The sequence below is a fragment of the Lentilactobacillus rapi DSM 19907 = JCM 15042 genome (assembly GCF_001436255.1).
Lineage (GTDB): Bacteria > Bacillota > Bacilli > Lactobacillales > Lactobacillaceae > Lentilactobacillus > Lentilactobacillus rapi.
This window is the reverse complement of record NZ_AZEI01000021.1, coordinates 1-20,752: the sequence shown is the minus strand read 5'-3', so window position 1 is coordinate 20,752 and position 20,752 is coordinate 1. Positions and strand designations below refer to the sequence as shown.

The 20,752-nt window shown below is 41.4% G+C and carries 41 protein-coding genes; 32 read left to right on the top strand and 9 right to left on the bottom strand.

Annotation, left to right across the window (positions count from 1 at the left end; translation table 11 throughout):
* Window positions 1-173 precede the first annotated feature (173 nt).
* Window positions 174-1,379 carry a tyrosine-type recombinase/integrase gene (locus FD12_RS13485; protein ID WP_082622153.1) on the bottom strand — a complete coding sequence of 402 codons (1,206 nt, stop codon included), beginning with the start codon at window positions 1,377-1,379 and terminating at the stop codon, window positions 174-176.
* Window positions 1,380-1,563: 184 nt separating this feature from the next.
* Here FD12_RS13485 and FD12_RS03480 point away from each other — a divergent pair, with 184 nt between their 5' ends.
* Window positions 1,564-1,794 carry a hypothetical protein gene (locus FD12_RS03480; RefSeq protein WP_054748077.1) on the top strand — a complete coding sequence of 77 codons (231 nt, stop codon included), beginning with the start codon at window positions 1,564-1,566 and terminating at the stop codon, window positions 1,792-1,794.
* On the opposite strand, the gene FD12_RS03475 is transcribed toward FD12_RS03480, so the two are convergent.
* From FD12_RS03475 to FD12_RS03455, 5 genes are all read right to left on the bottom strand, one after another.
* Complete coding sequence (locus tag FD12_RS03475) at window positions 1,791-2,159, bottom strand: hypothetical protein (protein ID WP_225427261.1); 369 nt, start codon at window positions 2,157-2,159, stop codon at window positions 1,791-1,793. The two genes, FD12_RS03480 and FD12_RS03475, sit on opposite strands and share 4 nt — an antisense overlap.
* Window positions 2,137-2,508: a hypothetical protein gene (locus tag FD12_RS03470; RefSeq protein WP_054748073.1), complete on the bottom strand. Its 372-nt coding sequence runs from the start codon at window positions 2,506-2,508 to the stop codon at window positions 2,137-2,139. Before FD12_RS03470 ends, FD12_RS03475 begins: the two co-directional genes overlap by 23 nt.
* A gap of 104 nt (window positions 2,509-2,612) precedes the next feature.
* Window positions 2,613-3,545 (bottom strand): hypothetical protein, encoded by a 933-nt coding sequence (locus tag FD12_RS03465; protein WP_056981686.1) that lies wholly within the window; start codon window positions 3,543-3,545, stop codon window positions 2,613-2,615.
* Window positions 3,546-3,563: 18 nt separating this feature from the next.
* Window positions 3,564-4,016, bottom strand: a complete 453-nt coding sequence (locus FD12_RS03460; RefSeq protein WP_054748067.1) for an ImmA/IrrE family metallo-endopeptidase — start codon at window positions 4,014-4,016, stop codon at window positions 3,564-3,566.
* Window positions 3,973-4,347, bottom strand: a complete 375-nt coding sequence (locus FD12_RS03455) for a helix-turn-helix domain-containing protein (RefSeq protein WP_056981683.1) — start codon at window positions 4,345-4,347, stop codon at window positions 3,973-3,975. The genes FD12_RS03460 and FD12_RS03455 overlap by 44 nt, the downstream gene beginning before the upstream one ends.
* Before the next feature lie 162 nt (window positions 4,348-4,509).
* Between FD12_RS03455 and FD12_RS03450 the strand changes: the two genes are divergently transcribed.
* The 3 genes from FD12_RS03450 to FD12_RS13835 are packed head-to-tail and all read left to right on the top strand — an operon-like array spanning window position 4,510 to window position 5,621.
* Window positions 4,510-4,716, top strand: coding sequence for a helix-turn-helix transcriptional regulator (locus tag FD12_RS03450; protein ID WP_054748063.1), 207 nt, complete (start codon window positions 4,510-4,512; stop codon window positions 4,714-4,716).
* Window positions 4,717-4,737: 21 nt separating this feature from the next.
* Window positions 4,738-5,481, top strand: coding sequence for a Rha family transcriptional regulator (locus tag FD12_RS03445; RefSeq protein WP_056981682.1), 744 nt, complete (start codon window positions 4,738-4,740; stop codon window positions 5,479-5,481).
* Window positions 5,481-5,621 carry a hypothetical protein gene (locus tag FD12_RS13835; protein WP_156404065.1) on the top strand — a complete coding sequence of 47 codons (141 nt, stop codon included), beginning with the start codon at window positions 5,481-5,483 and terminating at the stop codon, window positions 5,619-5,621. Before FD12_RS03445 ends, FD12_RS13835 begins: the two co-directional genes overlap by 1 nt.
* Before the next feature lie 55 nt (window positions 5,622-5,676).
* On the opposite strand, the gene FD12_RS03440 is transcribed toward FD12_RS13835, so the two are convergent.
* Together FD12_RS03440 and FD12_RS03435 are read right to left on the bottom strand one after the other, a co-directional pair.
* Complete coding sequence (locus FD12_RS03440; protein WP_054748059.1) at window positions 5,677-6,243, bottom strand: hypothetical protein; 567 nt, start codon at window positions 6,241-6,243, stop codon at window positions 5,677-5,679.
* Entirely contained in the window at window positions 6,240-6,476 is a 237-nt protein-coding gene (locus FD12_RS03435) for a helix-turn-helix domain-containing protein (protein WP_054748057.1), read from the bottom strand. The genes FD12_RS03440 and FD12_RS03435 overlap by 4 nt, the downstream gene beginning before the upstream one ends.
* A 146-nt stretch (window positions 6,477-6,622) precedes the next feature.
* Here FD12_RS03435 and FD12_RS03430 point away from each other — a divergent pair, with 146 nt between their 5' ends.
* From FD12_RS03430 to FD12_RS03375, 13 genes are all read left to right on the top strand, one after another.
* A complete protein-coding gene (locus tag FD12_RS03430) occupies window positions 6,623-6,823 on the top strand; it encodes a helix-turn-helix transcriptional regulator (RefSeq protein ID WP_054748055.1) in 201 nt (66 codons plus the stop codon).
* Window positions 6,823-7,101: a hypothetical protein gene (locus tag FD12_RS03425; RefSeq protein ID WP_054748053.1), complete on the top strand. Its 279-nt coding sequence runs from the start codon at window positions 6,823-6,825 to the stop codon at window positions 7,099-7,101. The genes FD12_RS03430 and FD12_RS03425 overlap by 1 nt, the downstream gene beginning before the upstream one ends.
* 37 nt (window positions 7,102-7,138) lie before the next feature.
* Window positions 7,139-7,321 carry a hypothetical protein gene (locus tag FD12_RS03420; RefSeq protein ID WP_054748051.1) on the top strand — a complete coding sequence of 61 codons (183 nt, stop codon included), beginning with the start codon at window positions 7,139-7,141 and terminating at the stop codon, window positions 7,319-7,321.
* A 69-nt stretch (window positions 7,322-7,390) separates the two neighbouring features.
* Entirely contained in the window at window positions 7,391-7,903 is a 513-nt protein-coding gene (locus FD12_RS03415; RefSeq protein WP_054748049.1) for a helix-turn-helix domain-containing protein, read from the top strand.
* The gene (locus tag FD12_RS03410; RefSeq protein ID WP_054748047.1) at window positions 7,881-8,168 is read left to right on the top strand and encodes a hypothetical protein; all 288 of its coding nucleotides are present in this window, start codon (window positions 7,881-7,883) and stop codon (window positions 8,166-8,168) included. Before FD12_RS03415 ends, FD12_RS03410 begins: the two co-directional genes overlap by 23 nt.
* A gap of 14 nt (window positions 8,169-8,182) precedes the next feature.
* Window positions 8,183-8,305: a hypothetical protein gene (locus FD12_RS14285; RefSeq protein ID WP_263862402.1), complete on the top strand. Its 123-nt coding sequence runs from the start codon at window positions 8,183-8,185 to the stop codon at window positions 8,303-8,305.
* A gap of 11 nt (window positions 8,306-8,316) precedes the next feature.
* The gene (locus FD12_RS03405) at window positions 8,317-8,505 is read left to right on the top strand and encodes a hypothetical protein (protein WP_054748045.1); all 189 of its coding nucleotides are present in this window, start codon (window positions 8,317-8,319) and stop codon (window positions 8,503-8,505) included.
* A complete protein-coding gene (locus FD12_RS03400) occupies window positions 8,502-8,825 on the top strand; it encodes a hypothetical protein (protein ID WP_056981681.1) in 324 nt (107 codons plus the stop codon). Before FD12_RS03405 ends, FD12_RS03400 begins: the two co-directional genes overlap by 4 nt.
* The gene (locus FD12_RS03395) at window positions 8,825-9,841 is read left to right on the top strand and encodes a recombinase RecT (protein WP_054748041.1); all 1,017 of its coding nucleotides are present in this window, start codon (window positions 8,825-8,827) and stop codon (window positions 9,839-9,841) included. Before FD12_RS03400 ends, FD12_RS03395 begins: the two co-directional genes overlap by 1 nt.
* Window positions 9,744-10,799, top strand: coding sequence for a PD-(D/E)XK nuclease-like domain-containing protein (locus FD12_RS03390; RefSeq protein WP_235809035.1), 1,056 nt, complete (start codon window positions 9,744-9,746; stop codon window positions 10,797-10,799). Before FD12_RS03395 ends, FD12_RS03390 begins: the two co-directional genes overlap by 98 nt.
* A gap of 11 nt (window positions 10,800-10,810) precedes the next feature.
* The gene (locus FD12_RS03385; protein WP_056981679.1) at window positions 10,811-11,740 is read left to right on the top strand and encodes a DUF4373 domain-containing protein; all 930 of its coding nucleotides are present in this window, start codon (window positions 10,811-10,813) and stop codon (window positions 11,738-11,740) included.
* Window positions 11,737-12,051: a hypothetical protein gene (locus FD12_RS03380; RefSeq protein WP_056981677.1), complete on the top strand. Its 315-nt coding sequence runs from the start codon at window positions 11,737-11,739 to the stop codon at window positions 12,049-12,051. Before FD12_RS03385 ends, FD12_RS03380 begins: the two co-directional genes overlap by 4 nt.
* Window positions 12,032-12,283 carry a hypothetical protein gene (locus FD12_RS03375; protein ID WP_054748035.1) on the top strand — a complete coding sequence of 84 codons (252 nt, stop codon included), beginning with the start codon at window positions 12,032-12,034 and terminating at the stop codon, window positions 12,281-12,283. Before FD12_RS03380 ends, FD12_RS03375 begins: the two co-directional genes overlap by 20 nt.
* A gap of 327 nt (window positions 12,284-12,610) precedes the next feature.
* Here the strand turns inward: FD12_RS03375 and FD12_RS03370 are convergent, their stop codons facing one another.
* Window positions 12,611-13,108, bottom strand: coding sequence for a DUF2321 domain-containing protein (locus FD12_RS03370; protein ID WP_054748033.1), 498 nt, complete (start codon window positions 13,106-13,108; stop codon window positions 12,611-12,613).
* A gap of 79 nt (window positions 13,109-13,187) precedes the next feature.
* On the opposite strand from FD12_RS03370, the gene FD12_RS03365 reads away from it, so the two are divergent.
* From FD12_RS03365 to FD12_RS03300, 15 genes are all read left to right on the top strand, one after another.
* Entirely contained in the window at window positions 13,188-13,571 is a 384-nt protein-coding gene (locus FD12_RS03365; RefSeq protein WP_054748031.1) for a RusA family crossover junction endodeoxyribonuclease, read from the top strand.
* An 83-nt stretch (window positions 13,572-13,654) separates the two neighbouring features.
* Window positions 13,655-14,785: a DNA cytosine methyltransferase gene (locus tag FD12_RS03360; protein ID WP_225427262.1), complete on the top strand. Its 1,131-nt coding sequence runs from the start codon at window positions 13,655-13,657 to the stop codon at window positions 14,783-14,785.
* Window positions 14,782-14,997: a hypothetical protein gene (locus FD12_RS03355; protein WP_054748027.1), complete on the top strand. Its 216-nt coding sequence runs from the start codon at window positions 14,782-14,784 to the stop codon at window positions 14,995-14,997. The genes FD12_RS03360 and FD12_RS03355 overlap by 4 nt, the downstream gene beginning before the upstream one ends.
* A complete protein-coding gene (locus tag FD12_RS03350; protein WP_054748025.1) occupies window positions 14,990-15,484 on the top strand; it encodes a hypothetical protein in 495 nt (164 codons plus the stop codon). Before FD12_RS03355 ends, FD12_RS03350 begins: the two co-directional genes overlap by 8 nt.
* The gene (locus FD12_RS03345; RefSeq protein WP_054748022.1) at window positions 15,477-15,746 is read left to right on the top strand and encodes a hypothetical protein; all 270 of its coding nucleotides are present in this window, start codon (window positions 15,477-15,479) and stop codon (window positions 15,744-15,746) included. The genes FD12_RS03350 and FD12_RS03345 overlap by 8 nt, the downstream gene beginning before the upstream one ends.
* A 155-nt stretch (window positions 15,747-15,901) precedes the next feature.
* Entirely contained in the window at window positions 15,902-16,075 is a 174-nt protein-coding gene (locus FD12_RS13830; RefSeq protein WP_156404064.1) for a hypothetical protein, read from the top strand.
* Window positions 16,072-16,524: a hypothetical protein gene (locus tag FD12_RS03340; RefSeq protein WP_054748020.1), complete on the top strand. Its 453-nt coding sequence runs from the start codon at window positions 16,072-16,074 to the stop codon at window positions 16,522-16,524. The genes FD12_RS13830 and FD12_RS03340 overlap by 4 nt, the downstream gene beginning before the upstream one ends.
* Before the next feature lie 350 nt (window positions 16,525-16,874).
* Window positions 16,875-17,111: a hypothetical protein gene (locus FD12_RS03335; protein ID WP_054748018.1), complete on the top strand. Its 237-nt coding sequence runs from the start codon at window positions 16,875-16,877 to the stop codon at window positions 17,109-17,111.
* Window positions 17,112-17,120: 9 nt separating this feature from the next.
* Window positions 17,121-17,438, top strand: coding sequence for a hypothetical protein (locus FD12_RS03330; RefSeq protein ID WP_056981674.1), 318 nt, complete (start codon window positions 17,121-17,123; stop codon window positions 17,436-17,438).
* Between the two features lie 11 nt (window positions 17,439-17,449).
* Window positions 17,450-17,938 carry a hypothetical protein gene (locus FD12_RS03325; RefSeq protein WP_054748013.1) on the top strand — a complete coding sequence of 163 codons (489 nt, stop codon included), beginning with the start codon at window positions 17,450-17,452 and terminating at the stop codon, window positions 17,936-17,938.
* A 187-nt stretch (window positions 17,939-18,125) separates the two neighbouring features.
* The gene (locus FD12_RS03320) at window positions 18,126-18,515 is read left to right on the top strand and encodes a hypothetical protein (RefSeq protein ID WP_054748011.1); all 390 of its coding nucleotides are present in this window, start codon (window positions 18,126-18,128) and stop codon (window positions 18,513-18,515) included.
* A gap of 67 nt (window positions 18,516-18,582) precedes the next feature.
* On the top strand, window positions 18,583-19,065 hold the full coding sequence (locus FD12_RS03315; RefSeq protein WP_225427263.1) for an ArpU family phage packaging/lysis transcriptional regulator: 483 nt from the start codon (window positions 18,583-18,585) through the stop codon (window positions 19,063-19,065).
* A gap of 614 nt (window positions 19,066-19,679) precedes the next feature.
* Window positions 19,680-20,024, top strand: coding sequence for a hypothetical protein (locus FD12_RS03310; RefSeq protein ID WP_054748006.1), 345 nt, complete (start codon window positions 19,680-19,682; stop codon window positions 20,022-20,024).
* A gap of 4 nt (window positions 20,025-20,028) precedes the next feature.
* Window positions 20,029-20,391 carry a hypothetical protein gene (locus FD12_RS03305; protein WP_056981671.1) on the top strand — a complete coding sequence of 121 codons (363 nt, stop codon included), beginning with the start codon at window positions 20,029-20,031 and terminating at the stop codon, window positions 20,389-20,391.
* 96 nt (window positions 20,392-20,487) lie between these two features.
* Entirely contained in the window at window positions 20,488-20,709 is a 222-nt protein-coding gene (locus FD12_RS03300; protein ID WP_056981669.1) for a hypothetical protein, read from the top strand.
* Window positions 20,710-20,752: the final 43 nt, after the last annotated feature.

Sequence of the window (20,752 nt, the reverse complement as noted above, 5' to 3'; positions counted from 1 at the left end):
TACCCTTAAGTAGTAAAGCAACATTTATATCGAAATCAATCGCCTTACATCGACATTAACTGCCGGTGTAAGGCGATTTTTTTGTTTCTGTTGCTCGATCTAAAATGATGTGTGTGGGCAATTAGGTGGCAATTTTTGTGGCAAGTCGGCCATCTGCCACAGAATCTGCCACACTATTTTTTATTCTTGGATTCATTATTACCAAATAGGGTGGGATTCATTTCATTAATGAGCTTCAAAGCCCCTTGCGCAGTTGGGCGGGTATAAGAATCTGTCATCTCAAGGGATGAATGTCCCAGCCAGTGCATAATGTCAGTGGGGGAGTAATTGTTTGAGCGGGCCATTGTGGCAAAGTAGTGGCGGAGTAAATGTGGGTAGATATGGATGCCACACGCTCGTTCGACTTGGTTGAGTATCTTGTTAGGATATTCTGGATGAATGGGTTGGGCATTATCTTCACGAATAAACAAAAACGAATCATCGTCAAATTGTCGGCCAACCTGTGTACAGATGTTCTTGGAGTATTGAAGTGTGAACTTTAGAAGATTAACAAATTCACCAGTGACGTAATTGGTACGATAACTGGAGAAGTTTTTCAATTTTCCACCAGTTTGCTCATACTTAGTGCGTGCTAGATCATAAGTAATCTCACAAATCTCCTGGTCATTCTGTTTGAAGAATTTGAGCGACTTATAGCGCAAACCAACGACTTCTTCTCGTCTGGCACCGAGCGCCAGCAAACAGATCAATGTATACCAGTATTTACTTAGATAATCTCGGGCCGTTTCCATAAACTTTTGATAGTCCTGTGGTTCTAGTTTGGCAGGTTTAGGCTCTTTAGCGCCTTCGATAGAAATGTTTTTCAAACGATTTTTGACAATCACATCATTACGGTCAGCCGTGTTCATGATGACTTGCATGACTGAATTCATAGTATTGATTGTTGTTTTAGCTAATCCAGATTTCACTTTTTCATCAATGAAGTGCTGATAACGTTCACGAGTAATGTCAATCAAAGGCATATTGCCAAAAACCGGCTTGATGTGGACTTTAAAATAGGTATCTTTTTGCGCGACAGTCGCTGGCCGCCACTTTCCAATTTCCACCGAACGCTTTTTGATCTTCTCGTAGTACTGGTTAACCGTCATTTTATGATTATTCAGCGTATTCGCAAAACCGTTATCCAGCTGATTTTGAAATTTGTGTAGGGTGACTTCCGCTTCTTTCCAATCTTGAAAACCACTTTTTTTGTATTCGTGGCGTTTATGTTCACCATCGTAGTAAGTGAAACGGACACCATACCTTTTCCCATACTTTAATTGATACTCATAAACGTTGGGGTGACGGCGCATTGGCTTCCAATGTGCTTCTTTTGTCATAATAATCAAATCCTTTCAAATGTGAATTTTGCTAAGTAAAATACATAAATAGGGGTACATATGTTCTTTTGGATTGTTAAATAAAAGCCCAAGTTGGGCAGTTATCATAGATGATATCTATATTAAGTGTGATTAATATAAAATAAATTGATGTATAATGAGCTTAAAAAAGAGGTCACTAGCCATGTTTAAACATAAAATCGATGCTAGCCAAGGAAATGGTGAAAGCAAGGTCAACAAGTTTTGGAATTCACTAGATTACTGGGAAGCTGTCAATTTACTAACGACGATCATTAAAGCTACTAATCCTAATATTTCCAGTGAAGATGCGTACAGTGAAGCAATTGCGACTTATTCAGATGAAGCCAAATCGCTCTATTTAATTGATCAGACGATTCATTCTGGAATTCATTAGCCGAGCTCTTTGACTACTTCATCACCAACTTTAATTTCTTTATCCTTAGAATCAACACCGCCAGTAATTTCATCTGCATCAATGTTTAACGAGGGAAGTATGGTGCGGCTAAACATTGACTGAATATCAAGGGAGTTTTGCGCTTTCGGAATTGAAGTACAAACCGTCATTTTTTCATAAACGGTGTTAGCCTGAATATGACCTTTGATGTATTTCAATTCGCCAAGTGATTTACCAGTGTCGGGATCAGTTACATCTGATTTTTCTTTACCAGTTATTCGGAACTGTTGACCACGTTTAATGCCATCATTTTCACCAGCATCGATAACAACATGACTGCTATCAATTATCTTTACGATTTTCATTATTGCCTCCAATACTTTTTGTTGAAACCATAAATTTTAACATCGAAATCTCCAAACCTAATCGGTCGTTTCGATCCATAAGATCTTTTTTGTCTTCAAGGAGTCTTTTTCGGTCTTCTTTGATGCCAATATTGTTTTGGATTAACTTATGATTTTCTTTATTGACAGCCAGAAGGCTAAGAATAAGCTGAATGAAGCAAGCAAAGAAAGTTAAAATTACAAATACAATCAGCCAGTATAGTAACCACATTGAAAACCCTTTATTGACAATGGCCTGCATGATGAGCGATGTAATTAGCCCACCAATCAGAAAATTATATATTGTGTTAAAGTAATTCTTATATTTCACTTGCTTTCCCCTGAATTTACCCAGTGCTAGGGCACCAATCGCTTGGCGCCAGGGCAGAATATTCAATGCTTTAGTAAGAGCCCAGATCGGTGGGCTAGACTAAATTACAAATTATCCACATACCATTTGTCCTTTTTGTTGGAGTACGAATAATCAGTCTCCTGACCGTTTTCAGGGTTGATGTATTCCCACAGGTCACTTGTGAGAACCTGTTGCCCATGCTTTAACACCACATTGCTTTTATCAGTTGGTTTACATGAAGATTGGACCACTCCGGAACTACGAATAGTATTATAAGGAACTATATCGGTTGACTCCGAATCAGCATCTACATAGTAGGTTTGACCATTATAATCAACCTGTCCAACGCCCATACCAATATACGATGTTAACTTATCAAGATGCAATTCAACCCCTGGATATTTGATACTTATTCCGGTGTCATTATCGCCAAAAACGTCCTTTGTTTTAAATAGATCAACTTTAAGATCGCTGTCAGTTAAATCCGATGTATAAACTGTTTGACCAACACATTCCTTGAGATTTGTAGGAGCATAACTATAGTCGTCCAGCCAGTAGACTTTCTCAGGTGGCAAATAATTGGGTGATGGATGTCGAGCAATAGATTTGCTGTGATACCAATAATATGTGTCATAGCCGCTAGGCCCGCGCCAAATAAGTTCACGCAACGCAGTTCTACTCTTGTGAGTTACTTTTTTCCAATAAGGCCATTCATCAGTCGCGTACTTCCCGATATTGTAATAGCCCTTTGAATTTTTACTAACGAACATCTGACTGTGACCACGAGCATATTTAGGAAAGCTTGCTCCAGATAGATGGATTCCGGAAGTGTTGAAATGATACTCGGTTGCGTGCAGTTTACTATATTTTCCTGATCCGTAGTGGTACCAAGTTCCTTGAAGTGAGGATGGTACTCTTGTATAGTGTCTAGCACTAGCAGTGATGGTATTAACTGATATCAAGCCCCCAAAAGCTATTGCTGTTACTGCTAACATTAATCCTTGTTTAAATCTCATATGTAATCCCTCCAATAATTAATCTAACTCATCAACAGGTGAGCCATATTCATGTACCAGTTCACCATAGGTGTCTGGTTTTGTCCCATGTTCCTCTACATAAAGCATACCAATTAAGCCACTTGCAAACTCATTAGCTTGACGTTCCAAAACACCATAGCTCAATCTGCCAGTCTGGTAACCACCAAATCCCTCATGCATGATGACATGCCCCAACTCATGACTCATGGTAAAGAACCTTTGCGGTGAATACAGAATGCGTTTATTTAAAAGAACAATAGGTTGTTTCTTGAAATAAGTTGTTTCACCTAATGGGTGTACGCCAAAATTCACCCAATCAATTTCAACGTTAAGCTTTTGAGAAATAAGAAACGGGTCAGCGGTCTGGTAGCGGCCAATAACTGTTTCGATTGCTCTGATAGCCAAATTATTCGTGCTTTTGGTGTTTCCAGAAGATTCCTTCCAGAACATGCCTAACTTGCTCTCGTTCATCATCAGTTAAAGAGTCACCCCCATACGTATAACTATTCTCATTGTCCTCCAGAAACTGCTTGAGGTCTTTTTTGTCTTGATCGTTTGCCCATTTAGGAGCCTTACCATGCTTAGAAGTGGTGTTCCCAAGCAAGTAGTCAGTAGTGACATCAAACAAAGCGCTAAGGGACGTCACGGCCTCAATAGAAGGCTGCCTTGTACCACGTTCCCAGGCACCAACGGTTTTTGACGATACATGGGCATATTTTCCAACATATTCTTGCGTATACCCACGTTCTTCTCGTAATTTTTTAAGTATTTGAGGAAACATATAGTAAGAAACCTCCTTCTTCAGAACCGATAATACTACTTTTAGTAGTCAAAAAGATAAAAAGCTACAAAAAGTAGATAAAAGTGTTGCATTCCTACTTAAAGTAGTTTAGTATAATAGTCAATAAAGCTACTGTGAGTAGTTAAAAAGCGAGGCGATATTATGAATAACAAATTAGCTGAATTGAGAACCAAGAAATCTATGACTCAAAAAGAACTTGCTAAAGCTCTAAACACAAACGACAGAACCTTGGGGGCATGGGAAAGAGGTAAGCGCACGCCAAGACCGGCACAAATGCAGAAAATTGAAGATTACTTCGGTGTGCCTAAAGAGGAAATTTTTTTTGAAGCTTTTAGCTACTCTAAGTAGAATCAAAGAGGTGAAAGCATAATGGATGACCTAGTAATCATGAAAAATAAGAAGGCTGTAACGAGTAGCTTAAGTATTGCCCAAAACTTTAATAAGCGTCATGACCATGTAATCCGTGACATTAAACAGTTTCAAGAAGATCTACCCAATTTTGGGGAGATGTTTGCAGAGACAAACATTCCCGATTCATATGGACGAGATCGAAAAGCCTATTACATGAATCGTGATGGTTTCACATTACTGGCAATGGGATTTACAGGAAAAGGAGCGCTGACTTTCAAGCTCAAATATATTCAAGCTTTCAACCATATGGAGCAGGAAATTACCAATCAATCGAAGGATTCCTACATGATCGACGATCCAATCCAACGAGCTGATCGCTGGAAGCAAGAGTACTTGGAACGTAAGCAACTTGCTGATGAGAATAAGAAGCTTCGAGTTCCAGCTTTACTGGGAACGGCTGTTAGCTCATCGAACGACAATATCTTGGTTGGATCGTTTGCCAATATCCTAAAACAAAATGGTATCGACATTGGCCAGAACCGGTTCTTCAAGTGGTTAAGAAAGCACGGTTACCTGATTGCATCTGGCAAACGCTATAACGCACCAACGCAATATGCTTTAGACCTTGGTGTCATGGCAATCCGTGAATCTGTGATAACTACACATCATGGATCGGTTAATCGCTTCACACCGCTGATTACGGGCAAAGGTCAGCAATATTTTGCCAACAAGCTTCTTAAAGCCAGGGAGGTGAAAGCGTAATGACCGAAAATACTTGTACACAAGAATCCAAGGTGAATAAATTCTCAAATGATTATTTGAAGCAATTGGAAAAAGCTTTACATTCAGTCCACAACAGTAAAACAGCCGATCAAGTCACACGACTACGAGAGGATGCTTAAATGGATCCTATTTTAATTCAATTAATAAGTCTTGCATTTGGTTTTACTGGGATCTTTATTTATTCTCTCGTTCAACGTACTTGGCTAAAATGGTCGCTGCTAGGTCTGGATATCGCAGCTTATTTGATAGTTGGCTACCTGATTGTAATATGCACCGTACCAATGCATTAAAAGACTGATTGTAAGATTCCTTATGTGTTTTGGGGATGACATAGGGGTCGATAACGTTTCCTGGGATCTTAGAACTTTCAACTGCGTCCTGTTCGATACCAAGGTCAACTTCGTAATCGATCAAGGAGCTTAAGAAGAGATAATATTTCTCAGCCGTTTCTGTATCGGCTAGTTCCAGATGTTTTTCTAAAGTGGGCATAAAATTCTTGGCTACAGCGGAATGGATTTGATACGGCTTAACGTTCCAATATTTGCCTCTCATAAGAATTTTGATTATTGGAAGATAAAAATTGTTATACCGATCTTTCCTGACCGATTGTCTTTGCTGCAAAGAATTTTGAAGTCTACCAACTAAATAACTAGCAAAGACACTGATCACAGGAACAGCATACATGCCTATCGTTTTCCACACATCAGCATTAGTGAACCAATGTGAAACAAGAACTATCATTTTTCCACCTCGTTGTAGGGTGGGAAGTCGAAGAAGTCGTGAACGGTGATGCCAAGAGCACGACAGACTGCACGGATAGTTGTAATCGTTGGTCGCTTACTCCGACCTTCAAACATTGCATTCACGGTTGACTGACTAAGACCAGCAAGGTTGGCAATCCTATTAATTGTTAAGTTTTGTTTATTCAGTAATTCCAATAAATGTGCTGCAACTAAATTTCCGTCTGTTTCCATAATATGAGCTCCTAACGATATATTGTTAACCTCATTCTAAAGTAAATAAGCAAAATAATTACTAATATATTGTTGACAGCTACCAATACATTAGTTATTATATAGTCATGTTACCAATATATTAGTAACTAGGAAGGAGCATTTACATGACTTATAAATTGAAAATTAGAGAGTTGCGTCAAGCAATGGGCTTAAGCCAGTCAGCATTAGCTGACAAAAGTGGCGTTCCTCAAACCACAATCAGCGCCATTGAATCTGGAACGAACCTAACATATGAGACTGCCAAGAAGCTGGCAAAAGCATTAGGCGTTACCACCGATGAATTGTCTGAGGAGGTGGTTCAGTAATGCAGCAACCATTTACGGCAGAACAAATTCAGTTTCTTGATCAACGTTATGGACACAAATCCAGAGATTCTGACGCAGTTAAGCAATTTCGTAGTGAGCTATCGCAATGGTCAAAGGCAAGTGCCAATGAGAACGTCAAAGCCACCACGCTTATCAATGGTGTCTATGCTGCCATTCGCTTAAAGCTAAATCTAAAGAATATGAATGCTTTAAGTGACGACATGCTGCCACAAGCTAAACAAGCTTTTGAAGAGTTCAGAGAAAGCTTTGGTAATTAGTTATTTAGTTTTCAAGGAACTGAAGGGAGGTGATCCAATGACACGTAAAGAAATGATCGATTACATCATTGCAAATTCATTTCGATACACTGAGCAAAATCGCAAACTTCTGAAACATTTGAATGATGGCGACCTTCAAGCCGTTACAAAACTTACTACTAAAGAAGTTGCCGAAAAGATTGACGACATGCGCCAGGAGTTATCAGTTTCACTATCATAATCGTACTGATTTAAAGGCTGAATTAGAATTACTGGAATTACACAAAATATGGAATAGAAGGCGGTATAAATGAGCATTGATATTCGAGGGGAAGTTAAGGATGCCATAACTAGATCGGGGTATACGCAAGTACAAATTTCAGCAGAGATGCACATGTCTAAATCGAACATCACTAATTGGTTGACGGGGGATCGTGATATTCCGCTAAGTCGCCTGCTGGAGCTGATGAATTATTTAGATGATGACCTATTTCGATACAAAGTTGCCGAGTATCTTTGCGGTTTGCGGTTACTTTCGCCAGATAAAGTAAGCATTGATATTCCGCAGACACGCTATATCGAAGCCTGTAAGGAAGAATCCGAGCGGAAAGCGTTGCAAGATCAAGTTAATCTGATTTTTAACAAGCCGAGTGAATCGATTACCACTGATGATATTCAGTTAGTTAATAACTACTTGAAGCAGCTCAGTGAAGAAACGGACAGTGAGAACAGCATGAAACTTTCGATTGTGAATTTGATTAAACAGTGGATTCTAGATCGGCCACAAGGAGGGATTGTTCATGAAAGTTACAGTGAATCTTGACCATGTTGATGAAGGAAGCCTTGTTGAAGCGGTTATCAAGCAGCTTGTTCCTCCTATAACTGAACAGGTTACTAAGGCTTTGCAGGAGAAATATAAAAACGAAACGCTGACTAAAGAACAAGTTTGCGATGAGGTTTTTAAGTGTAGCACGGAAACTTTCGATAAATTTTATAAGGATTGTCCACGAGTGCCTCAAGGAAGACAGGCTAAGTACAACCGCGAGGAATGTATCAAGTATTTCAAGCGGCAACAGATTTTTGCATAAAGGAGATGGGAAGTATGTATGAAGCACTTTTAGTTGGCTGTTACTGGCTGATGACCCACCCGACTGAAATCTTAATCTTTCTGTTAGGTGGCGCAGTGACTGGAACCATTATGAATCCAAAACACTTTTGGGAATAGGAGGTAATTTTATGGATGGATTAGATCGAGAAACGATGAAAGAGTGGACCGACACTTTTCAAGACAACAAAAAAAGCGATCAGCAACTGGCATTGCTAAACGCTTCAAGCACTCGATTGGGAGCAAATCAAATTAACTTATACATTTATAGTACTCCCAAACCAAGCGTACTGCAACGGTTAGCGAGGTGGTTGGCATGATCTATGACATGGATAACCGCCGGTACGCTTACGAATATGAGCTTAATGAATGGAAACGAGACTATCACGATACCGACGGCGAAGTGATGGACGACCAACAGCTATACTGGCATGTGCCATCGCTCTTTGATGATGGCGACTGGATTGAGGACGATGAAGATTCAATCAATGCCTGGCTAGATGAAACATACGGTGCCGGTCACACTATTACTTATGGTGAGGCCGTGAGTGAGCTTAAAGAGTATCAGCCCGATGCCACTAAAGAATACTGGGAATGGCCGATGGAAGATTTTCATTCAGACTATGAGGAGGAATTGTAATGGCTAACAATTTAGCAGTTTTACAGAAAGATTTAACTGATCAAATTAATACAAAATTAGATGATTTACGGCAACAAGGATTGGCAACACCTAAGAATTACAATCCGGCGAATGCTTTAAAGTCAGCATTCTATGCCATGACTAATTCACCCAGTGGCAACCTGCTACAAAAAGGCACCAAGGATTCAATTGCTAATTCATTAATCGATATGGTGGTTCAAGGCTTAACGCCAGCTAAGGATCAAGTTTATTTCATTCCTTACAGCAACAAGGTCACGCTACAACGTTCATATTTTGGTACCCAAGCGGCTTTGAAGCGTTTGAATAACGTCAAAGATATCTGGGCCGAAGTGGTTCACCAAGGTGATGAGTTCGAGATTGGCGCGAAAGCCGGCCGGTTGATTGTGTCGAAGTTTAAGCCATCTTTTGAGAACTTAGACAAGCCGATTGTTGGTGTCTATGCTGTCATTGAAAAATCCGACGGTGAGCAGGTCTACACGGTCATGACTAAGAAACAAATTGATACCAGTTGGTCCCAAGCTCATACCAGCGCGGTTCAGAAGAAGTTCCCTGGTGAGATGGCAAAGCGAACCGTGATCAATCGAGCTGCTAAAAACTTCCTGAACACATCGGATGATTCAGATTTGTTGGTAGATGCGATTAATCGCACAACGTCTAACGAGTATGACGGCGATGTTCGCCGCAAGGACGTTACGCCAGAAGAGAGTGGCAAGAAAACGATTGCTGATTTTGTAACAACTAAAAAGCCAGCCGCGTCCGACCAGCCGAAAGATAATCACCCAGAATCTAAGGACGATGTGATTGACATCAAAGATGAAGATCCGGTCGATGGATTCTTGAAGAAACACGAGCAGAAGGGGGATGCAAAACATGACGACAGCAACCAAAAGCCGAAAACTGACAGCAAGGCCGATCAAGCCAGCCTCTTCGACAGCCTCAAAGCAGCCGAGTCCGCTGAAGCAGCTAAGAACGAAGCACCATCTAACGCTGACTGAGTTACAAGACCGAGTTGGCATCAAGCGCGGCACTTTGAGTAATTACGAGCTTGGCAAGACAGAGCCTAAACTGTCCACTTGGAAACGGCTCGCAGACTTCTTTAATGTTTCGCTTGAGTATCTACAAGGTTCTCAGCCGTTTAAAAACAGCGGTGATTCATTAACAAAGGAAAATTACTATACCACTGATCAGGATTGGCAAACCCAATCGAAATCGTGGTTCTGGAAGTTCGAACAATGTGAAGCTGAGGCGCTGGCCGAGTTAAAAGGTGACTGGGCGTCTCAACAAGACGAAACGCCGTTGTTAGTCGGTAACTATCTCCATTCATATTTCGAAAGCCAACCGGCACACGAGAAGTTCATTGACGACCATGCTGAGGATATTTGCAAGTATGGTAAGCCAGAAAAAGGTCTCAAGAAACAGTATTTGGATGCTGACAAAATGATTAAAGCACTAGATCATGACCCCACTTTCAAGCAGATTTATCAAGGTGATAAAGAAGTGATCGTTACTGGTACCCTCTTCGGCGTTAAGTGGCGCGGCAAAATTGATTGTTTGGATTTAGAGCATCATATGTTCTATGACCTCAAGACAGTTGATGACTTCCACAAGAAGCACTGGTTGCCCGATCAACGTACGCCGGTCTCCTTCGCGGAGGCTCGTGGGTATGACATGCAAATGGCGGTGTACAAAGAACTGATTAAGCAAACCTTTGGAGTTGACTGTACACCATTGATCATTGCCGTCTCTAAGCAACGTGTACCTGACAAAGCACTTCTAAGTATTCCTGATTACTTGATGGATCAGAGCATGGAAAAGATTGAAGCTGATCAGCCGCATATTCAAGCGGTCAAAGAGGGGCGTGAGAAGCCTCGTGCATGTGGGCACTGCGACTACTGTCGTGCTAACAAAGTGCTGAACGATGTTGTTGATATTGATGCAATTCCGTTTTATTAGGGGGTGAAGTAATGGCACGTCCAATCAAAGAAGGCTTGGATTACTTTCCCCTTGATACAGATATCATTCATGATATTAAGATTCGAAAAATTATGAGATCAAATGGACCGCAATCAATCGCCGTCCTCCTTGACCTGCTCGGTAATATTTATGGAGATCATGGGTATTACATGAAGTGGGACGATGACGTCCGTTTCCTAGTGGCTGACGATGTTGGTATTAGTGAAGCGGCTGTCGACGAATTGGTGAACAAAGCGATCCATGTCGATTTCTTCGATGAAACACTTTTTAAGAAATATTCGATCTTAACATCGAAAGGGATTCAGAAAAGATACCAAAAAGCATCCAAACGAAAATCGGGTTTCTGTATACAAAAACCCTACAACTTGTTAGTTAATGTATACAATAACCCCCCTCAAGGTGAGGTTAATGATGACAATAACTCCCATACAAGTGAAGTTTCTGATGCAGAAAGTACACGAAAGGAAAGTAAAGAAAAGGAAAGTAAAGAAAACAATATTAAAGACAGCGTGCGGAAAGAATTTACGCTCGAAGTCTGGCCCAAGTTCCCTAAAAAGCAGAAATTCGAATCTGCATTTGAGGCTTATGTTGATGGTCTCAATTCTGGAGCTACTAAAGACCAGATCATTGACGGCATTGAGCGCTACAAGAAGTACTTGCACGTTAAGCATAAAGAGGATGGCTATACCGCTAATCCTGACACTTGGCTAGAAAACAAACGGTGGATGGACGAGTACGACATGAAGCCTGAGCAACCAGGGCCAAAGGGGCAAAAGGTCAACCAGAAAGAAACACTGCCGGACTGGGCAAATGATGATCAACCGAAGCCACCAAGCCAGCAGGGCTTAACTCCAGAACAACAGGCGCAGCTTGATAAACAGCTGGCTGCTTTAAAGCGTACTGAGGAGGCGTCATCATGACTAAAATTGCCTGGGCCAACGAGATGCAGAAATTAGCTAAGGAGCAGCCCCATCCAGATTGGCTGTTAACGCGTTATCAGGATCAGATGCGGGCAGTCGTTCGCAATGGTGGCACGCAATACGGACCCGAGTGCGAAGAGATTTTCCGGCTGTTTGCCATGATGACCATGCTCAGCCAGTACGACGAGGGCTTGATCAAGAACATCATCTGGAATCCAGAACTCAGCGCCCAGGACTACTTAGACTACGATCACGCAATTGAAATGCAGAAAAAGAAAGAAGACGAGAAAGATGGGCTACAAAGCCATTGAAGTCGGGACGTGGATGCCACTGACTGAGAGCCAGCCACACCGTAATGATGTGGCACGCGAAATGAACCAGAAGACAGAATCAACCGGGAAGAATCCTAAAAGATTAGATCGACCGTATGTGATCACCCATGACCGCATGACCATTGCTGAAGCCAGGCTACTGCGGCAAATCGGCGAAGAACACCCGGAATTTATCCCAAAAAGGAGGAAGCGCCATGCCACCAAAGTTTGAGTATTTGAACGACTTGGAATGATACCAAGCCGTGATTGTCGAAGATCAACAAATTATTCTACATGATTCAAAGCTTTACCGGCAACGCTGGCGAGCTAACAAGCGGCTGAAGTTTCTACAAGAACATGACAGTCCACGCTGGCAACTTGTCAGGCTTAGGGATGCAGTGATTGCTGAATGAAAGGGGATAGACAATGAAATCTGTTCTAATCAAGATTAAGGTTCCGGATTTTATTTACACAGCCGCTTTAAAAAGAAAAGGATACATAAAATGCCCGAAATGTAAGCATTTTACGCATCCTGGTAATTATTGCGAATATTGCGGGGCTAGACTCCCCAAATCGCTTTCTTAACAGATTCAGAAACTACATCAATCAGAATTTCTTTTAAACCATTTGCAATCGTAACCCCTGCCTTAGAAGCATATATTTTAAATTTCGTGGTTGCTAATTTGGTTTTTGGGGTCTCGGTTAGCAAATCTGGGATGGAGTTCTCAAATGATTTTTTATCATCTGAGCTTAAATCTGACATGTTGATGAGTTCCTTCGTAGCATCAATAGCAGTTTGTGTCCATGGATATGGTTTGCCACAATTATTGCAATATTTTGGAACTGGCGTTTCAGTATTGCCGCCTAGAACTAACACACCGCTGTTGTAATCATTGGGGTCGATTGAACCGGGTATAGGACTTTTGCAAGAAGGACAGGTGCTAATTAACTTGGCACCACATTCTTTGCAAAAGCCATCAACCTGGGCTCCCCAAGAGAGACTATCCGATTGCTGATGTCCGTTAAGACAAACAGATTGAGCATATTGAGTTGACATTTAATATCACCTCCTTTAGTTGGAATAAGTCAATTATCCCACTAAGAAGGCGATTACAAAAGATTGATTGGAGTTGATAGTGATTAATAGTTTTACGATTCCACAAGAGTTGCCAGCGCTTAATGAATACGTTAATGAGCAGCGGCGCAATCGGTTTGCCGGTGCCAAAGTTAAGAAACAAGCAACCTATGTCTGCTCGATGTATGCCAAAGCTGCTATGAACCGTGGCTTAAAGGTTACCGGCAAGATTGACATTTACGTGCACTGGTTTGTATCTAGCAAGCGTAAGGACAAAGATAACATCCGGTTTGCCATCAAATTTATCCAGGACGGCATGATGGAAGCCGGTTTGATCGACAATGACGGCTGGCAGCAGATTGGTGACTATCACGATGAATTTAGCGTGGATAAGCAGAATCCACGAGTAGAAGTAGAGCTACGAACACATGAGGAACAAAAATGAGAGCAGAGAAACATAGAATGAATCGCCTAGGCTTAGTTGCCTGCGTGATTACGATTGGAATTTTACTTTGGATTGGCTAGGAGATGATGGAGATTTCTAAACTAACATTTTTGGACTTATTTTCCGGCATAGGTGGCTTCCGACTAGGAATGGAACGAGCAGGGCATGAGTGTGTTGGCTGGGCAGAGTGGGATAAGTTTGCTAGGAAGAGTTACCAAGCCATATTTGACAAGAAAGAAGTGTGGAATGCTAATGACATACGATCAGTTAAATCTGATGAATTACCCAGAGCAGATTGCTGGTGCTTCGGCTTCCCATGCCAAGACATCTCGGTCGCTGGAAAGCGGCAAGGAATCACCAAAGGGAAACGTAGTTCACTATTTTTTACAGTTACAAGCCTTATTAGAGACCTCCAGGGAGAAGATCGACCCAGCTACTTATTCATTGAGAACGTTAAAAACCTACTTAGTATTAACCGAGGGTTTGACTTCCTCAAGCTTCAAATTGAATTGGATGAAATCGGGTATGACCTCGAATGGTCAGTTCTCGATTCTGCCGAAGTCGTTCCTCAACACACGGAGAGGCTCTTCATTATTGGACATCTTAGAGGACGAAGTACCCGAAAAGTATTTCCTATCCGACAAGAAAGCAGTAGCCCTACTGAGCCAAACAAAATAAGCGTGGTTGCCAATACATCAAGAACCAACTACAAAAGTCATGATGTCTATGACCCAAAAGGCATTATAACCACCTTAACCGCCCGTGACTATAAAGGCCCTAATCAGGTTGCAATTAAAAGGGTGGTAGATGGTAGAAAAGACGAAGGCTTTGGAACACGTGATGTTTATGATCCTGACGGAATTTCACCAACGCTTAACACAATGACTGGTGGTAATCGTCAGCCAAAAATAGCGGTTCCAGTGTTAACCCCTGACCGAATTAATAAACGCCAAAATGGTCGGAGGTTTAAGACCAACGGAGAGCCAGAGTTTACTCTAACCGGTCAAGATCGACATGGTGTTATGACAAATCCGACTAGGATTCGCAAGTTAACTCCAAAAGAATGCTGGCGATTGCAAGGATTCCCCGATTGGGCGTTTGATAAGGCACAGCAGTGTGGAATGAGTAATAGCCAACTGTACAAGCAGGCTGGGAATTCGGTTACGGTTCCAGTAATTATGACAATTGCGGAAAGAATGGGGATGTCAGATTGACTGAGAAATTGAATTACGGTCAAAAAGTTTATAAGAGATATCTGCTCAAAGAATGCGAGGGGCGCAACCAGGATTTAACCAGCGCCATTGTCCATATCTGGCGCAACTGGGGATCCGTACAGAACCAAGAGCGGATTGCTTATAACCATTTGAGTAGTAAAGAACGTAATGCGGTGATACTTGACGTATGTAAGGAGCTGGAAAATGAGTAGAGATAATTTCACCATTTCCATGCAGGGCAGTGATGGTAAACGGCACGAATTACACGGCTTTGAGGATAGTGAGGCACTTCAATTCTCGGATAATCGCACACCCAAGCAAAAGAAAGAGGATGCCAAGTGCGGCAAGATTTTAGACGCTATCGGTCAGGCGATCGATTCAGGTAAGGCCGTCCGCTTCACGTTGAATAGTTTTTCTTATGACGGCACCTTTGGGATTTTACTGCAGGGAATTGGTGGGATTGTAGGTAGTGGCTTGGCAGGCTTGTACACCTATTTTCCAGAATTGTTGAAACTGAGTATGCATGTTGATTATACCGAGAAGTATGTGGATCATCCTACTGGAAAAATGCAGTATCCGCATTCGGATGTTGATGTTTATGTAACTTTTTACAAAGACAGTCAGATGCCGAAGGTGGTCTTTGATAGTGAAAAGATGGCGGACGTTAAGCTTTCAGAAAGTGATGGTGAACATGACTAGATACCGAAAAATAGCAACAAATGAAGCTGAACGGTTTGATGGGTCTGATGAGCAACTAAAGAAATACAAAATCATGAGATCAAGTAAACCACATAAGCGATTAGAAAACGGAGATTGTTATTCTACGGAAGAATATTCATTTCCAAATGGTCACGGAATGCAGAATGTGGCTGTTGGTGATTGGATAATTACTGAGCCAAACGGTGACAATACTGTGTTATTTAATACGGACTTCCGAAAAACTTATGAGAAGGTGGATTAGATGAGCAAGCCCAAAACTGAAAGAGGCTATGTAAGGCTAGTGCTCAAAGGATACTCTGAGGTGCTCATGAAAATGCGAGCGGATTTTGAAACGTGGAGTGACGAACGGGTACACCATGCATATGTGGTGATTAAAGAATATCAGGAGGCAGAAAAATGAGTGAAAAAGTGAAGATTGAATTGTCAGGTAAGGAGCTTAAATCGATCGCCGACGCTTTTGATTTGTACTTCTATGACCGTGTGAATTCCGCTGACCAAGACTACAAGTTTATGTCAGAGCTTGATGAAAAGTTACTACGGTTGGCTAAAAATGGGAAGGATGAAAAATGAAATATTCAGAATTTAAACAGGGCGTTGAAACGTTGGGATTAAGCTTGCTTAAAGACGGCAGGGACATTTATGTACAAAATGATTCAGAACAGGAAACAATTTTGCGCATTATAGATGACGGGCTTGCATTAACTGATTACGAAAATATTTACACCTGGAATCTCGAGACGGATAAACGCCTAAAATTGCAAAAACTGGTCTATAAGTACAGTCGGACGCCAATTGATGAACGGCATGATATTAAATATGGATTCAAATTAGATAACGGCTCATATCTGATTAGTAACGATGTTAAAACCGTTGCCGGTAATGGGTGGAGTGCACCAAGTGCTGTGCTATCAGAATATTGCGTATCCACAAGCGAACAGTACCCATTTGAGACCAGGGCAGAAGTTGAGAAAACTAGTAAACCTTTTAAAGGCCAGATTGTGAGTGAAGACAATGACTAATGAACAGAAGAATTGCCCGTATTGCCACAATACAGCGATGAGCAGGGTTGATCTGATTTCGGACTCGTTACCTGACAATACATGTACCGTTTGGATTTATCAAAATAGTTTGATGGCTCAGAGCTTTTATACCGATGTTGATTTGGATTATACCAGCACTAAGCGGCAAACAATCCATTATTGCCCGATGTGCGGAAGGCAGTTAGACGATGAGTAAGCTTCGTGACTTCCTAGATACTTTATCAGCCATAACCGGTTGCCTATTTTGGCTCATGATTTTCGGAGTATGTATGCTGTTTGTCATCCGGGCGTTTGTGCTGGTTTATCAGTGGATATTTTGAGGTGATTAGATGACTGATGAGGATTACTTTGATTGGTGGCACACTGCACGACAAGCTCGCCGAAAATATCCTTTTGATAAGGATCAAGATGTTGCTTGGTTTGATATGCCGTTTCCATTACTGCCGGAACAAATGACTATCTACCCTGGGGACAAGATTCGTGATCGAAAATTGATTGAAATATTCCTTGATGAATATAACCGGCGGCACCATACACACATGACAGTCGATGAGTATTTAAAGTGAGGTAATTAGATGGAAAAGTATGATCAAAAAATTCAGGAAGCCATCAAAGAGCTGAAAGAACGTATGGAAAAATATATAAAGTCTGCAGAGGAATCCGGTCGAATTGTTTCGAACCCAGTAGGCGACCGTAAATTGAGCATTCAGGTGATGGACGATTCGCCACATGTGTTGATCACACTGATGGAAGACGGCATTAAAGTGCAAGGAAATCAAGATGAAGACGGTGTGTATGCTTTAGCGGCTCTGGCAGTTGGCTATCTGTCACACAAGTCAATGAACAAGCGTGAGTTTCTCGACGACATGAGCCACGCATACGATTCATTTTAGGAGGTGATTAGATGGAGGTTTTAAAGACCATTGTTGTTTCTTTGGTTATATCGGTCATAGTGAATCTTATATATGTATGGCGACATTATTATAAGTTTGGCAGAAACAGTATTAATACTGAATCAAATGTCAGGTTTTACGCTGAAATCGAGCCAATCAAACGTGTTTTGGATAACACTGAGCGAGATTACAATATAATGCTTATCAAGAAGAAAGAGTTAAAGCCAGTTGCTGTTTTTAATGATGTTGAAATGTTTCTTCAGTCCGACACATTTGAAGGTAGTGAATATCTTGCCTCTGCAGTTAAAGATTTCCAGCGAATTAGAATTGATACGGATGATGAACATGTTGAACGATTCTATGACACTCCAGAAGGAATTAACGCAGTACTAACACAACAATACGCAATCCCAACAAAACCACGTTTTTGTGCACTGACTGGTCCGATTAGGATATACAAGATAGAACATCTAACTAGCTTGTGGAACGAGGTGAAGTAAATGCGATTGATCATAGCGTCAATAATGATAAGCATTGATGTAGCAGTAATTCTTTTACAGCTGGTATTAGCAGTTCGGAAAGAGTGTCAGTTGCAGCCAACGTTGTTTTTGCTAGTGATTAGCCTGGCGGGATTCTCAATCGGAATGGCAATCTATGTTTTGATCAACTGATAAACGAGGTGAGTAGATGATTAATGCAAAAGAAGCAAGAAACATTTCCAGTGATGTAGCGAGTAAGCTGAATCGGCAATGCGACAACTTCGCTAAAGACTGTGGTATTTATGACGATATTAACAATTTGATCCTAGAGAAAGCGAAAAAGGGAGACAATACCGCGACCGTTAATATTACTGATATGTTTTATCGACACGAAGATCGGCTTCGAGAAATTGATCTAAACAAATTCAACGATAGGTTTGCATCATTTATCCAAAACTGGCTATTTGAGCATGGCTTTAAAGCAATCCTGACTGATGAGGCCTTTATTATTCAGAAAGTGGCATTATACGCACATATGCCATCGGGATTTTATGGTAAACAAAAAGCCGCCAGTTCCCCGGCAGCTCCGCAATTGTGATGATTTACATTCGAATTAATTATATCATTCACAATCGCTTATTAAAAGGGGAAAGGGAGCGCTGTTATTGGATTATCACGGATTTGAATCACTATTTCCAGAGGTCGATGAAAAGGCGACGGTTAAGCAGGTGAAATCTTTCTTTGAGCATACAATTCCTAAAATGGAGCGGTATGCGCATCAGAATATCATCGATATTAAGTCACCGGTTATCTCGGACATGCCGAAGGGCGGGCAACATGGTAATAGTTCTGAGGAGACGATCGTCAAACACTTGTATGCCCAGCAGGTGTTGGAACGGACGGTGCAGGCGTTGGGGCACTGTACTGATATGTCTCAGAAGATTATCAAACGGTTGTACTTTTCGTACAACAAGCCGTATGACTACCAGCTTATGAATGACCTGGGATATGGGGAGAACCGGTACTACTTTTACAAGAACAAAGCTTTTTTAGAGTTTGCGGATGCATACTATTTGGACGATTTACATATCTTCAAGCCTGACGGCAAAAATAAATCGCAGAATCACCGCAGAAACACCGCAGAATGATCGCAGGAAAAGCACGATATATAGGGTTACGCTGGTATTGTGGAAGATATAAAAATAGCAGTGTTTACTAGTTGCTGTCTGGTGGCATATAAGCGGGTCCGATTCCCGTTGGCAACATTGTTGGTTGGTACTCCATATATAATCTCTCCGATTATTTTCAAGATTTCAACATCAATGTCATAAAACCACCCAAATATGATTACTACAATACTTTTCAACAACAAAGCAAGCCAACCAACAAAATACATAGCAACTAGGTGGCCATAAGCGTATTGGTGCATACGCTAGGATGCCAAAAGTACGTCGTTTACGGAAAGCGGCGCCAAGCTGGACTGGAAAACCAACCTCGCCAGTGGCACTTACATAGATCGGTCGGCAGGTGCGCTCATGATGCGCATCGAATAGTGCGTGAGTAGCCATGCGGTGAAAAGCGTCATTGTTGGACTGGAAACCTCGCCAACAGCACATACATAACTCGCCAACAAATTTTTAGTGTCGTGTCTAGTGAGATAACCGGCGAGTTAACGAAGCCTGCGGCGGAAAACGTGGACTTTTTTCGTACATAGGATTCTAATAAGGTCAATTTTGGCTGGTTTAAAAATGGAGGAATCAAAATGAGTAAAAACATGATTGAAAATAAGAAACAGTACGCGTTGCTTGCTGGAAAGAAGGGTTTAACTAATGAACCACTCGCAGAAATATGCTTCGACTTTCCCTCATCACAGGGATTGGTTCATGTAGATATGCGTTCAACAATCCCGGATATACCTGAATATTATCTAGAAACACTCCAGGCAGATTGTACCCTTGATGGTGAGAAGATTGATTCCTTAGTAAATGTTCTTTCAAAAGATGAATTAGCAATTCTAAATATCGCAATTCAAGAAGAGTATGGAAACATCAGAAGCCTTATTGAATCTATGAGGCTAACTTTAGCTAATGAGACTAAAACGAGGTGATTAAATGGCTTTCAAAGGCGACGGCGTGATTGAGGCGACAATATATATATCTAAACAGCCACTCAGCGTTGGGGAAGCTGAGAGCTCAGCGAGACTGTTACAAAGTTGGCTCACAGATAATCGAATGCACCGGTATATTTCTACGGTTACTTTGCCATCAGACGGCAGAGATGGTTACATCATTAGTCCAAACTTTAGTTATGTGCTTGATGAAATATTGAAACTCTACGCTGTTAAGAAATGGGAGCAATTACCGATCGAGGTTCAGCCAAAGCTCAAGCAGGTTAAAAATTTAGATTTGATACTAATTCCGGTTTTGCCACTGTATGAAAAAATCAAGGATGTTTTGGGGCGATCAGTGGAATGAGAATGCTGCATACTAAATTCGGCTATATCTGCAAAGAAGAAGCTCGGATCGATGGCGAACTGGAACGGTGGCTGAAAGAACAAAGGAGAATGCGGAATGGTAAACGATCCCAAGAAACGAATTCTAAACGTGAACAGCGGTGTCACAGAAATCCATCTGAACGATGAAGATAAACGCTTTATTGAGGAAGCCAACAAAAATCAAGCTGATTACATTGTTGGTTGTTTGGCACTGATCATTAATCATGCTCACGGAATGACGAATGACACTGGGAGAGTGCCTTATCACTTTAATATTTCTAAAGGTGCACATAGTTGAGTGCCGACTAAGGTTGCAATTCATTTGCAGCCTTTTATTGTAC